This window comes from Pseudomonas sp. MYb2 (assembly GCF_002979955.1).
In the GTDB taxonomy this organism is placed as follows: domain Bacteria; phylum Pseudomonadota; class Gammaproteobacteria; order Pseudomonadales; family Pseudomonadaceae; genus Aquipseudomonas.
On record NZ_PCQC01000022.1, the window covers coordinates 1 to 13,795 of the forward strand.

The window sequence follows — 13,795 nt, forward strand, 5'->3', positions numbered from 1 at the left end:
GTCGTCAGATTAACCGTCGCCTCACCTTTGACGGTGGCGCCATCCTTGATCTGGACTTTCTGACCTTTAGCCCCGGCTCCTGAAAGTTTGACTGTGGTGTCGACGGTCGTACCGCCCTGAGGAATCGCCACCCCTTTGGAGTCCAGGGCTTGAGTGATGGTCGGTGCGACCAGTGCCACGGCTCTGATGGTGTAAGTGCGATCCGGAAACACCGTGGCCGTGGCCGCGTTATTACTCTTGTCCAGCGAAGCCTTGAATTTGATCGTCAGCGTCGAGTCGTTGCCCAGTTCTTTCACGTAACTATTGGCAAAAGTGCGAGGCCAGAAACCCTGGCTGACCCACGTCGCATTGGCGTAACTCGCGCCGCCGCTCCACACCGTCAGGTTATGGGGGCTGCCATCGGCCTTTTTGCCTTCCAGGCTCATCCAGACGTGCTGGCCTACGTCGATCAACGTCCAGAGCAGACCATGAATTGTTGGGTTTTTGGTGCCGAGCGCGATCACATCCAGAACGTTGTTGGCATCGGCGTCGATGATCTTGGGCGTGATCAGAGCACTGGCCGGCAAGGTTTGAATGTTCAGCGTCAATGGCAGTGATGTGGTGGAGACGCCATTGCGCTCAATGGTGTAAGTCACGGTGACGGGTTTGCCCAGGCTGTAGGCGAGTACCGAACGTGGCACCGCGATTTCCAGCCCGGCGCTGACCAGCCGTTGCGGGCTGGTGTAGGAACCCGCTGGCACGGCGGTGGCGCCTGTCCATTGCACGGTCAGCTTGTCGTCAGGCAGCAGCGAACCCTGTGGCACCAGCACGCGAATCTCCGGCTGGGTCGGACTGAAGTTGTTGCCGGTCTGGCCGCGTACGGTCGGGGCGGGTAGTTCGAGCGGGCGGGAAAGGTGAACGTCCAGAGTCTTCACCGTGGAGGTACTGGAGTTACCCAACTGGTCGGTCACCACGAAGTCGAGTTCGATCTTGCCGTCGCCGATTTTTTGGAAGTCAGCGGTGAACAGCGTCACGGTCACCGGTGTCGGTGGGGAAGTGACCTCTCGGGTATACAACTCATTGCCGATCCGAAAGCGGACGAGGCTAAAAGGCTCCAGGGGGGTGAAGGTGAAACCGAACTCCACCCCTTGCGCCGCCTGTTCGGCACTCACGCCGTTGGCAACCACGTCTGGCGGGATCATCAGATCAAGGTTGACCGGCGCGCGCAGGTGATAGAGCACCAACAGATCGCGCGAGGTTTCGACGTTACCGCCGAGGCGGGTCACCTTGTAATACAGGCGATTGACCCCGTGATTCAAATGCCCGTGCGGCACATTCAGTGCGATGCGCTTTTGCTCGTCGCCGGGTTGAACGGTGGCGCTGTCCACCTGCGTAAGCTCGTTGTTTATAAACAGGGCAACCGAATCGAACGCCTCCATGGTCTGGTTGCGACTTTGCATCTCAGACCACGGGTCAACGACACATTGGAGGCCTGTCGGTTTGTCATCGTAGAGCGATCTGGGAACGCCGCCATTGGCGCGCTCGTGCGGTTTGATCGGCGATATCCAGCCTGGAAGGAAAACAGGAAACAGCACAAATGATTCGTTCAAGACCAATGACTGGATATCCACGATGTACTCCTTGGCATGACGGGTACTGCCGAATATGGCATTACCCATCACACACCAGTTCCGCCAAGCTCGCTACTGTCATATCTGACAGGTTTTTGAGTATTTAAGTCGAACGGTCGAGGGGGGCGTCCTACAACGGGTCAGGTATCGATCAGCTGCACCAGCAGATCGTCAACCTGATAATCGTTGCCGACCCCTGAGCCGACATGGCTGACGATGGCCAGAGTCATCTCGCTGGCGTTGGCGACGAAGTTGCCTGACAAGGTTGTCCAGGCCCGGTCATTGAGGGTCACCGGCCCGGTAATGGCAACGCCCCCGGCACTCAGCGACAGCGACGGTGCAGCATATTCGCCACGGAAGCGGATGCAGTTGACCGTCAACGAATACCGGCCACCGGGCTTCAGATTGGCGAATTGTTTCTGCAACACAACGCCCGCCGAGTTGTTGCTGTAGGTGTAATTTTGCGCCCTGTAGTTGCCTTGTTCGAACACGATGGTCCAGTCATTCGGCAGCGTTGCCGGACCCCGACGCCAGCCATTCCAGTCGTATTGGTCAAAATTTGTCAGGTCGTGTTTCAGCGGCGGCTCGCTGGCCTTGCCGATCCGCAGTGCCAGCAGCGGTGATTGCACAGGCGCGCGCCCGGGGTTGGTCACCTTGTAGTGCACCGTCAGAGGATTGCCGGCGAAAGGTGCGATGTAACGGCTGCCTGCATCAAAGGTCAGGGGCTGGTTGGGGTCAGTAATTGTGCGCCCGAAAATAAAGAGAAGCGTGACCCCGAGTTCATCGACGACCTGCCAAAACAGCTGCACCAACGCACCGGGTTTCAAGGCCCAGTAATCGGGGATGAACACTTTGGCCATGCTGATGTTGGCAGGCAGTTCGTCTTCCACGACCTGCTCGATCATTGGCGGGCGAAGGGTAAAGGCACCGCCCTGAATGGTGATATGGGTCGGTTTGGACAGTTGCGGCGCGCCAGTGCCTCCTGCGCTGAGGGTGTAGGTCAGTCTCAGGGAACCCCGGATCAGCGCCAGCACGCGCTCATTCTCGATTTCAAAATAAATCACGCTGCTCATCCCGTCCAGGGATCGGGTGTACGTGAACGTGACCGCTTCGCCCGTTTCCGTGAGGCCCTGCAGAGTCAGTTGCAACTGGTCATTCTTTGCATAATTGCTGAGGAAGATCACGACCCGCGCCGGTCCACCAGAAAGCAGGTCATGATTGAGTATGTTGCCCGGTGTCCTTTCGACTGCCGGAGCTGGCAGCAATGTGATTCCTGGTTTGCTTTGCAGGAGCAGTGCATCCGACCAGCCGCTCTGATTGTGTACTTTGTCTGTCAACTGATAGCGCACCACCAGCGAATCGCTTGGTGGCAATGTGGCGAGCTGTTCCGGTGTCAGTTCAAAAACGATATCTGCCGTCGCATTGGTGACTTTGAACACCAACGTCAATGTCCCGAAGGCGAGTGTCACCACATCCTCCAGCGCTTGATGCAGGTAGCGTTTGATCGTCACGGTCATGCCGGTATCGATCACGCTCTGGTCAATGATCGTTTCCGAGGCGATGGGCAGCGGCAGGCCCTGGTTGAATGGCTTGCCACCGTCGGTGTCCGGATTGCCCGGCGGAAAACTTTTATAGTACAGCTGATAGGGTATTGAGCTTTCGACGTTACCGCTGATGCGCTCCACAGTGAAAGACAGCGGCTGATTTCCCGGCTGCGGATACCTGGAATTCATGTCACTGGCCGAGATATGGAACGGCACGTCTCGGGCCACACCGTCGGCATCGAGATGTTCGACGGTTACAGGAAATGAGGCCACGGGGGCAGGGTCATCGCCGAGATAGACATCGATATGGTCACCGACAGCCATCTGCAGATAGCTGAGGATGTACACCAGCAAGCCCTGAAGATCGCTGTGTACCATGCTGTAGTTGACCCCCAGCGCACCATCGCTCAGCGGCTTGTAGCCGATGACATACGGCGGTGGTACGGAGAGCAGGCCAATGTCGCCGGACGGCGGTGGAAAGATGACGACCTGTTCTTCTGAAGCGTTGGCGCTGCTGGTTGTCTGGCTCATGAGCAATAACCCATCGTCGGAGAGGCGGATGCCCTGGGGGGCGCACTGATCTCTATCGATTAGAACCGCACTGACCGGCACCGCCTACTGTCAGATCTGACAGGTAAGCAAACGTTTAAGACGAATGGTCAAGCTGTGGCCACCCGGTGGATCCGGTTATGGATTTTCCAAACCTGAAGCCGCCCCGTGCAGGAGCTGCCGCAGGCTGCGATTTTTTGATCTTGTCTTTTAACAACAACATCAAAAGATCGCAGCCTGCGGCAGCTCCTACAGGGGGTCTTTTAAAAAGTTGGAGGCATCAGGATTTGCGCAAAGTCTTCTGCCGAAGGATATAGATCGTCACCAACACTGCACTCGTCAACATGAACCCCCGTGCCCACGGCAGAGGCACCAGGTAACACGAAAACAGAATGCTCGCCCACATCAGCCCGATCGCGTAGACCTTGCCCTTGAGCGGAATGCCGTTACCGTCGAGGTAATCGCGGATCCATGGCCCCAGTCGTGGATGTTCGACCAGCCATTGATAGAAACGCGGAGAGCTGCGCGCGAAGCAGGCTGCGGCGAGCAGGAGGAAGGGCGTGGTGGGCAGGACGGGCAGGAAGATCCCGATCACCCCCAATGCCACGCTAAGCCAGCCGATGGCCAGCAGCAAGTAGCGCAACATCAGGGGGCGGTTGCCTATGGGGTTGTCCATAGGCCGGATCTTAGTGGTGACGTGGCTTGAGGATCGCCGGTTTTTCGTCAGGCGCCTGGCACAGCAGGTACAGCGCGGTCAGTGCTTCTGGGATCTGCACGATCATGTCGTCCATCAGGTTGGCGTCCTTGGCAATGTCTTCGAACTCTGGCTGCTCGTCGAACAGGCCCGAACCGACCATGATCGGCAGGAGCATTTCGCTGACTTCATCTTCAGCGGTTTCGAACCAGGCTTCTTCACGCAGGAATACGCCTTCCATGAAACCGATGCACCAGCCGCGCAGTTCGGAGTCGTCCGGCTCTTCGCCCAGATCCAGTTCGCATGGCAGTTCGAATTCTTCATCGGATGCCAGTTGACGGGCGATGTGGGCCTTGAGGCCGATCAGCGTGGCTTCGATTTCTGCGCGCTGGGCGTCATCGGCGTAATGCGGCTCCTCGGCGAACAGGGCGTCGATCCATTCGCGCTCCGGTACGTCTTCGGCGCAGATCGACAGCGCGGTCAGATAACCGTGCGCGGCCACGTAATCCAGCGCCTCGTCATGCAGCTCGTCGGCATCGAGGAAGACTTGCAGGCGGGTCAGTTGCTCAGCGAAGGACATTACGGGGCTACCTTGGGGAATAAACAATGCGTGAATTCTAGGCCTTCTTGCGCGCTCAAGCCAGCCGAACGGCAGATTTGCCCTGATTCACCCACGTCGCTGTAGGAGCTGCCGCAGGCTGCGATCTTTTGATGTGGTTTTTAAAAGATCAAAAGATCGCAGCCTGCGGCAGCTCCTACAGGGGGACGGGGGCGCATTGTGGATTGTATCGACGGGTGTCGCCCTGTGCAGGGGAGGGCTCGGGTATACTGCCGCGTTTTGCGCTCCCTGCCCGTATTGCAGCTGTCATGCAATGCGTTCTTACGATTCTGCGGTGCAGCCTTGCCCGTCATGAACCAGCCTTGCAGGGATGTTTTTGTGATTTTTGGAGTTTTTATGCTCGAACAGGCTCAACGCGTCCTCAAGGACATCTTCGGCTACGACAGTTTCCGTGGCCGTCAGGGTGCAATCATTGAGCGCGTGGCCAGCGGCGGGGATGCGCTGGTTTTGATGCCTACCGGTGGCGGCAAGTCGTTGTGCTTTCAGGTCCCGGCGCTGCTGCGCGAAGGCTTGGCGGTGGTGGTGTCGCCGCTCATTGCGTTGATGGACGACCAGGTCGCCACCCTCGAAGAGCTGGGCGTGGCGGCAGCGGCGTTGAACTCCACGCTGAGTGCCGAGCAGCAGCGCGACCTGGCCGCGCGGATCAAGCGTGGCGAAGTGAAGATGTTGTATCTGGCGCCCGAGCGCCTGGTGCAGCCGCGCATGCTGTCGTTCCTGCAGGGCTTGAACATTGCCTTGTTCGCCATCGACGAGGCGCATTGCGTATCGCAATGGGGCCACGATTTCCGTCCGGAATACCTGCAACTGGGCCAGTTGGCCGAGCTGTTCCCGGACGTGCCGCGCATTGCCCTGACCGCCACTGCCGACAAGCGTACCCGCGAAGAAATCGTCACGCGCCTGCACCTGCAGAACGCCGAGCGCTTTCTGTCGAGCTTCGACCGCCCGAACATCTTTTACCGCATCGTGCCCAAGGAGCAGCCGCGCAAGCAATTGCTGGCGTTCCTCGCCGAGCGGCGCAGCGATGCCGGTATCGTTTATTGCCTGTCGCGCAAGAAGGTCGAGGAAGTGGCGACGTTCCTCAGTGAGCAGGGGTTCCCGGCGCTGCCGTATCACGCCGGTCTGCCCAACGAACTGCGTGCCTTCAACCAGAAGCGCTTCCTCAACGAGGAAGGCCTGATCATGGTGGCCACCGTGGCGTTCGGTATGGGCATCGACAAGCCCAACGTGCGCTTCGTCGCGCACCTCGATTTGCCAAAATCCCTCGAAGCGTATTATCAGGAAACCGGGCGCGGCGGCCGTGACGGCCTGCCGGCGGATGCGTGGATGGCCTACGGTCTGCAAGACGTGGTAATGCTCAAGCAGATGCTGCAGAACTCTGAAGGCGATGAGCGGCACAAGCGTCTGGAGCAGCACAAGCTCGACGCGATGCTCTCGCTCTGCGAAGAAACCCGCTGCCGTCGTCAGACGCTGCTTGCGTACTTCGATGAAGACATGCCCGAGCCGTGTGGCCATTGCGACAACTGTGTCGATGGCGTACAGACCTGGGATGCCACCGAGCCTGCACGTCAGGCGTTGTCGGCGATTTTCCGTACCGGCCAGCGGTATGGCGTCGGCCATCTGGTCGATGTGCTGTTGGGCAAGGACAACGAAAAAATCCGCAGTTTTGGCCATCAGCATCTGTCGGTGTACGGCGTTGGCAAGGCACTGAGTGAGAGCGAGTGGCGCTCGCTGTTCCGGCAATTGGTCGCGCGCGGTCTGGCGGATGTCGATCACGAAGGTTATGGCGGCCTGCGTCTGAATGACAGCTGCCGGCCATTGCTCAAGGGCGAAGTCACGCTGGAGTTGCGCCGCGATCTCAAACCGCAGGTCACTGCCAAAACCGCCAGCAAGAGCCCGGCCAGCCAACTGGTGCGCGGCGAAGAGCGCGAACAGTGGGAAGCCCTGCGCGCCCTGCGCCGCAAACTGGCCGAAGAACACGGCGTGCCGCCGTACGTCATCTTCCCCGACTCGACGTTGCTGGAAATGCTCCGCAGCCAGCCGACTTCGCTGGCGGAAATGGCCACGGTCAGCGGCGTCGGTGCCCGCAAGCTGGAACGCTACGGCGAGGCCTTCCTCGAAGTGCTTGGCGGCGCAGTCGAGGCGCCGAAAGCGGTGGCCGACGTGCGCCATGAACTCATCACACTGGCCCGCGCCGGCATGACGCCACTACAAATTGCCGGTCAGTTGCAGTGCTCGGAAAAGAACGTCTATACGATGCTCGCCGAAGCGATTGGCAAGCAGCAGTTGTCGCTCGAGCAGGCGCTGGACTTGCCTGAAGAGCTGATGGGCGAAGTACAGGACGCGTTCCTCGATGGCGAGGGCGAGTTACCGTCGGTCGCCGAAGTGGCGGAGCTGTTTGCCGGACGTGTGCCGGAAGGCGTGCTGTATTGCGTGCGGGCTGCATTGCAGTCGGAATTCGAGATGTAATTTGGCCGTACCCTCATCGGAACGCCGCCCGCCCAGCCCTCTCCCAAAGGGAGAGGGGGCCGACCGAGGTGTCTTGCGTCCTGCATCGACCTGAAAGCCCGAGTCGATTATGGATTCAGCGCTGAGCTGTCACGTCGGCGTAATTCCCAAATATCCCCCATTCAGTCCCCTCTCCCCCTGGGAGAGGGCTAGGGTGAGGGGGCCTCGAGATGTAACGATTCAGTACAGACCGCCACTTGCCTATAACTGCAGCTCATGCTTAGCTGGCTAATAATTAGAAATTCTTTATTTTTCAGTCTAACCGTGAGTGTTTTATGCCGTTAACCGATCAACACCGCTTTGGCATGCAACTGGCCCAGATGTCCCGTGGCTGGCGTGCCGAACTGGATCGCCGGCTGGCCGGCCTGGGGTTGTCCCAAGCGCGCTGGCTAGTGCTGCTGCATCTGGCGCGTTTCGAAGAGGCGCCGACTCAACGAGAGCTGGCGCAGAGCGTCGGTGTCGAAGGTCCGACCCTCGCACGCTTGCTTGATAGCCTGGAAAGCCAGGGCCTGGTGCAACGCCAGTCCGTAATGGAAGACCGTCGGGCGAAAAAGATCGTTCTCTGCGCGCCGGCCTTGCCGTTGATCGAACAAATCGAAACGATTGCCACGCAACTGCGTCACGAGTTGTTCGAGGGCGTCGACGAGGCGGATTTAAAGGTGTGCATGCGGGTTCACGGGCACATTCTGGGTAATCTGGAAAAATCTTGAGGCACAACCCGCTGCCGTTTTTTTGAGAGATCGCGCTGAGCAGACTATAAGAACTACTGGGCAATATCGTGTTCGTACCGGATGTGCGAACGCATAGAAGTCGGTTTTGCTTATTTAAGGGATGCTCATGCTCGCAAGTCGGTACGTGGTACTGCGCGGTGGCGCCAAATGGCTGCTGGTCGCTGGCGTATTCAGCTATTCGACCTGGTCGATGGCGTTGGGGCTGGGTGATATCACCGTTCATTCAGCCCTTAATCAGCCGCTAAAGGCCGACATCGCTTTGGTGGATGTCGGCGGGCTGACACAAAACGATCTTTCCGTGAGCCTGGCCACGGCCGATGAATTCGGCCAGGCTGGGGTCGAGCGGGTGTTCTTCCTCAACGACCTCAAGTTCACGCCGATCCTGCACGGTAATCGGCAGATGATCCGGGTGACTTCGAGTAAACCGGTCAACGAACCTTATCTGAATTTCCTGGTGCAGCTCAGTCAGCCTAACGGCCACTTGCTGCGCGAATACACTGTACTGATCGACCCACCGGGCTCGCCCGGTATTGTGCCGGCCACCGATGAGCCTGACCCACGCCCGCAATCTTCTGAATTTCCCACGGTCGAGCCGGCGATTGCGCCACCGCAAGCAGCTCAGGGCAAGCGCGAAAGTGCACCCGCGGCTGCCACCCCGCCCGCCAACGATGCATTGGCCGAACAATTGGCTGCCAGTGTGCTGCTCAATCAGCAACTGCAAGCGACCCTCGACGAGCAGAAAGCCCGACTGTTGATTCAAGAGACGCAGATCGCCGAAGGCAAGAAGCAGATCGGCGAGCTGCAAACCCGCCTCGCCGAGCTGCAGAAACCTCCGCCAGCGCCTGTCGTAGCACCGCCACCAACGGCCTCTCCCGTTGTTGCCCCTGTCGAAACCACGGACGACGGTCTGAACTGGCCGTTGCTCGGCGGCTTGCTGTTATTGCTGGGAGCCTTGGCGGCCTTGTTCCTGCGTCGCCGGCAACAACAGTTGCACGCGGGCGAACCGCTGCCATTGTCAGCGCAACCCGATGCAGCGGACGTAGACGAACCGGTACCGGCAGCCCACGTCCGGGCTCACAACGCAGCCGACCACCGCGAAGAACCCGCCGCCGGGGATGTGCTGGAAGCGGTTGGTATTTACCTGGCGTATGGGCGACTTGGTGAAGCGGTTGGCCTGTTGCGTGATGCCTCGCACAAGGAGCCCGAGCGCCGCGACCTTGGGTTGCAATTGCTCGAAGTGTTGGGCCGTCAGGGTGATAACAGCGCCTACGATCAGCAGGAAAATCATCTGCGCGCACAAGGTGTCGATGAACAGCAACTGCACGACACCCGTGCCCGTCATCCGAAACTGGTCAGCGCTGTGCCGTTGGCGCCCGTTGTCGCGGCAGCGCCGATTGCCCCGGTGCAACCGACCCCGGAAGATAATTTCGAGTTGAATCTGGGGGAGTTGTCGATGGCTTCCAGCTGGGATCTGGAGGACAGTCGGCCATCTTCAGCGCAGCCGGCGTCGGGCGAGCCGGGTCCCGGTTCAAGCCTGCAGGTCTTGCCGCAGGAGTTCGATTTGCCTGCACCAGTGGCCAGTGAAGAGTCGGAGCTTGAATGGATTCCCGAGCCTGACGCACAGCCGCTGGATAACGACTTTCTCAATGAGTTCGCTGATTCGGAATCATCGTTGGTGTTGCAACCTCTGGATCTGCAATTGTCCGAACCGGCGGAGCCCATCGGCTCGGTGAAGCTCGAACAGGCCCAGACGTGCATCGACGACGGTGATATCGACAGTGCGATTGCATTGCTCAATGAATTGCTCAAAGAGGCTGATGAGCCGTTGAAGCAAACGGCGCGGACGTTGTTAGCGGGGATTCGTTGATTTCTGATGATTTGTGGCGGACCGGATATCGCCATCGCGAGCAGGCTCACTCCTACAGTTGAAATGTATTCCAAATGTAGGAGTGAGCCTGCTCGCGATAGCAAAATGGTCAGTCGATAATGAATCAGAAAGTCTGCCCAAGGTTCAGGTACACCGCCTGCTCATTCGCATCATTCAACCCATAGCTGAAATTCAATGGCCCCAACGGCGTATCGAAGCCAATGAATACGCTCGCCGCATTGATGTAGCCGCTGTCGAACTCATTGTCGTTGTTCCATGCCCGACCGCGTTCCAGCGAAGCACCGGCGTACAGCGGGAAATCCAGCGGCAGGTAGGAGCGCGGCGTCAGCCTGCGGTAATACACTGCGCGCATCAGGCTGACATTCTGCCCCGAGACCGCATCCTCGCGGAAACCCGACAACTGCCGTGCGCCACCCAACAGGAAGCTCGACGTCACCACATTGGCATTGTCCAGCGTGCGGCCATAACGACCGCCAAGAATCAGTGTGTCCGGCCCACTGCTCATGGCTTTGTCGAGTTTGAATTCCCACTGCCGGTACCGAGTGTCCGACCCCAGGCTTGGTTCGAATTGCATCAGCGTCAGGCTGATGTCCTTGCCTTCGTGAGGGAAGTAAACGTTGTCCAGCGAATCGTAGGAGTACTTCAGCGAGTAGAAGCCTTCGGTGAAGCTTTCGCTTGGCAGATCCTGATCGCCAATGCGCACATCAGCCTTGCCCCAGGCCTCACCGACACCAAAGCGCACTTCACCGTTGTTGCCGATCTGTCGACCGAGGTTGAGGCCGAAACCGTAGCGCTCGACGCGGTATTGCGCGACCGGATCGTTATCGAGCACCGAATCGACGTTCTGTGCCTCGAACGATGCATACGGCGCAACAAAGTAGCGCGAGCCGACGTCGAGGGGCTGGTAGAACTCGGTGTACAGCTCTTGTTTGTCGCCGATTTGAGCCCGGGTCAACCATTCCGCGCCGAGGCGGTTGATGCCGTTGATACGGTAACTGGCACCGAGGTTGAAGGCGCTGTCGCCGCGCATGTCGTCCGAGAGGTTGAGGCCCACGCGCAGGTAGTCGGTGCCGCTGCGCTTGCCGCGGGCGCTGATCACCAGGGTGTGATTTTGCCCCTTGTGCACCACGCGGTACTGCACTTGCTCGAAATAGTCGAGGCCGTACAAGGTGCCCATGTCCGAATGCAGGCGACCCAGATCCAGCGGCTCGCCGATGTGCTGGCGGATGTAGTAGCGGATCACATCGTCGTCGACCTTCGAGTCGTTCTCGACCTTGATGGCAGTGATGATCGGTGTGCGCTGGCCTGGCGAGCGTGCGGCGTTGAGTTCGGCGTCCTGGGATTCTGTGGGTTTAAGGGTGGCCAGGCGTGCATCGAGGATTCGGGTCGCGCGGTAACCGGCATCGATCATGTCCTGAGCCTTGCCGAAATCGGTGACGCCATACGCTGCCAGTGCGGGTTGAATTAATACGTCGGTCGGTTTGAGTGCGGCCAGTTGTTCTTCGGAGTTGCTGCGGGTCATCAGGGTGATCGACTGATTCAACACATCGACCACCGTGGTCAATTGCTTGCGGTTGCGCAACGGCGTGCCGATATCGACCACGATGGCGATGTCGACGCCCATCGCCCGTACGACATCGAGCGGGATGTTGTCGGTCATGCCGCCGTCTACCAGCAGCCGGCCATCGAGTTCGACCGGGGCGAACACCGCCGGAATCGACATGCTGGCGCGGATCACCTGGGGCAGATGCCCCTTGCGAAACACCACTTTCTCACCGTTGGCGATGTCGGTGGCGACGGCGCGGAAGGGGATCGGCAGTTTGTCGAAGTCGCGGGTGTCACTGGTGTGGGCCAACAGGCTTTCCAGCAGCAATGCGAGGTTCTGGCCCTGAATCACCCCGAGCGGCAGGCCGAGGCTGCCATCGTCACGGAAGCTGAGTTTTTGCTTCACCAGAAAGTCGCGGTCGTCCTGTTTGCGTCGAAACGGTACGTCTTCGCGCGGTGGGGCGTCCGACAGCGCGGCTTGCCAGTCGATGTTCAGTGCGAGTTTTTCCAGCTCGTCGATCTGGTAACCCGAGGCATACAGGCCACCGACGACGGCACCCATGCTGGTGCCGGCGATCGCATCGATCTTGATGCCTTGCTCCTCCAGGGCCTTGAGCACGCCAATGTGCGCCAGCCCACGAGCAGCGCCGCCGGACAGCACGAGGCCGACCTTGGGGCGCGAAGCTTCGGTGGCTTCGACGCTGGCGTGGACGAGCAGGGGCAGTAAACCAAGCAGCAGGCAGAACAGCAGACGGCGCATTGTGAGTCTCGGGGCAAGCGATAAAGCCGGCTATTATAGCGGCGCCCTCTGTCTCAGGAGTTTCAGCGAACATGACTGTAGAAAAAGCCGAAGTTGTCATCACTTATTGCACCCAATGCCAGTGGCTGTTGCGCGCCGCGTGGCTGGCGCAGGAACTGCTCAGCACGTTTGCCGATGATCTCGGCAAAGTCTCACTGGTGCCGGCTACCGGCGGGGTGTTTCACATTACCTGCGCAGGCGTGCAGATCTGGGAGCGCAAGGCGGACGGCGGCTTTCCCGAGGCCAAGGTGCTGAAGCAACGGGTTCGCGATCAGATCGACCCTGACCGCGACCTCGGCCACAACGATCGCGCTCAGTGAGATGCGGCCTCGGCGGCGACGGTTTTTTTATCGCTGGCGCCTGACATCCGCGCCGACACCACGATGGCGACAATGATCAGCGCGCCGCCCATCAGCATGCGCAGGGTCGGGTTTTCATTGAACAACAGCCAGGCGACGGTGATGCCGTAAACCGGCTCCATCGCGAACACCACCGCCGCCGTGCGTGCTTTGATCACCGCCAGACTGGCCACGAACAGGCTGTGGGCGACGCCGGTACAGAACACGCCGAGCAGGGCAATCCACAACCAGTCCAGCGCACGGACTTCGCTCAATTGTGGTGCTGCGACCGGCAGCAGACACAGCGCTACCACGACGTTCTGACACAACGCCGCCTGCACCGCCGGAATACGCCCGGAGCTGGCGCGATTGGTCAGCGACAGCAAGGAAAACAGCAACCCCGACAGCACTGACCAGAGCAGACCGATGGTCGCGCCGCTGCCCAGATCGAACGCTGGTGTCACCAGTATCAGGCCGACACTGACCAGCACCACGAGCACGATTTCATTGGCGCGAATGCGTTCTCGGAAGATCAGCCCTTCAAGAATCACCGTGAACGCCGGGAAACTGGCAAAACCCAGGGTCGCGATGGCCACGCCGGCGATCTTCACCGAAACGAAAAAACTCACCCAGTGCCCGGCCAGCAACACGCCGCTGAGGGCCAGACGTCGCCAATCCACGGCCTGGAGTTTTTGCCAACCGCTTTGGCTGGCGAATCGGGCGAAGAAAGCCAGGGCGAGTACGGCGAAGGCGGCACGACCGAAAACGATCACGGCCGGCGAGGCGGCAGCGAGTTTGCCGAACACACCGGTCAGGCCAAACATCAAAGCACCAATGTGCAGGGCGCCGAGGGCAGTACGCGGAGTCATTGCAGTCCTTCTATCGCAAACACAATTCAACTGTTGATCGATCACACGCAGCAGCGTGGGAACGACCATTTACTGTAGGAGCTGCCGAAGGCTGCGATCTTTTG

At 59.5% G+C, this 13,795-nt stretch carries 9 protein-coding genes and 1 pseudogene; 4 read left to right on the top strand and 6 right to left on the bottom strand.

Annotated features, from left to right (window positions below):
• The 4 genes and pseudogenes from CQ009_RS25785 to CQ009_RS25800 all read right to left on the bottom strand — a co-directional run.
• Nucleotides 1–1,439 (bottom strand): annotated as a pseudogene (locus CQ009_RS25785) (hypothetical protein); the annotation flags it as partial.
• 311 nt (nt 1,440–1,750) lie between these two features.
• The gene (locus CQ009_RS25790; protein WP_105709102.1) at nt 1,751–3,685 is read right to left on the bottom strand and encodes a hypothetical protein; all 1,935 of its coding nucleotides are present in this window, start codon (nt 3,683–3,685) and stop codon (nt 1,751–1,753) included.
• A gap of 298 nt (nt 3,686–3,983) precedes the next feature.
• Nucleotides 3,984–4,379, bottom strand: coding sequence for a YbaN family protein (locus CQ009_RS25795; protein ID WP_064390799.1), 396 nt, complete (start codon nt 4,377–4,379; stop codon nt 3,984–3,986).
• A 10-nt stretch (nt 4,380–4,389) separates the two neighbouring features.
• Nucleotides 4,390–4,977: a YecA family protein gene (locus CQ009_RS25800; protein ID WP_064390800.1), complete on the bottom strand. Its 588-nt coding sequence runs from the start codon at nt 4,975–4,977 to the stop codon at nt 4,390–4,392.
• A 375-nt stretch (nt 4,978–5,352) separates the two neighbouring features.
• Between CQ009_RS25800 and recQ the strand changes: the two genes are divergently transcribed.
• From recQ to CQ009_RS25815, 3 genes are all read left to right on the top strand, one after another.
• Nucleotides 5,353–7,482 (top strand): DNA helicase RecQ, encoded by a 2,130-nt coding sequence (gene recQ, locus CQ009_RS25805; RefSeq protein ID WP_105709103.1) that lies wholly within the window; start codon nt 5,353–5,355, stop codon nt 7,480–7,482.
• A gap of 314 nt (nt 7,483–7,796) precedes the next feature.
• A complete protein-coding gene (locus tag CQ009_RS25810) occupies nt 7,797–8,231 on the top strand; it encodes a MarR family transcriptional regulator (protein ID WP_016984207.1) in 435 nt (144 codons plus the stop codon).
• Nucleotides 8,232–8,358: 127 nt separating this feature from the next.
• Entirely contained in the window at nt 8,359–10,119 is a 1,761-nt protein-coding gene (locus CQ009_RS25815; RefSeq protein ID WP_105709104.1) for a FimV/HubP family polar landmark protein, read from the top strand.
• Nucleotides 10,120–10,243: 124 nt separating this feature from the next.
• Here CQ009_RS25815 and CQ009_RS25820 read toward each other — a convergent pair whose 3' ends face one another.
• Nucleotides 10,244–12,445, bottom strand: coding sequence for a patatin-like phospholipase family protein (locus CQ009_RS25820; RefSeq protein WP_064390803.1), 2,202 nt, complete (start codon nt 12,443–12,445; stop codon nt 10,244–10,246).
• 71 nt (nt 12,446–12,516) lie between these two features.
• Here CQ009_RS25820 and CQ009_RS25825 point away from each other — a divergent pair, with 71 nt between their 5' ends.
• Nucleotides 12,517–12,804 (top strand): SelT/SelW/SelH family protein, encoded by a 288-nt coding sequence (locus tag CQ009_RS25825; protein ID WP_064390804.1) that lies wholly within the window; start codon nt 12,517–12,519, stop codon nt 12,802–12,804.
• Here the strand turns inward: CQ009_RS25825 and CQ009_RS25830 are convergent.
• On the bottom strand, nt 12,798–13,691 hold the full coding sequence (locus CQ009_RS25830) for a DMT family transporter (RefSeq protein ID WP_105709105.1): 894 nt from the start codon (nt 13,689–13,691) through the stop codon (nt 12,798–12,800). The genes CQ009_RS25825 and CQ009_RS25830 overlap by 7 nt on opposite strands.
• Nucleotides 13,692–13,795 lie beyond the last annotated feature (104 nt).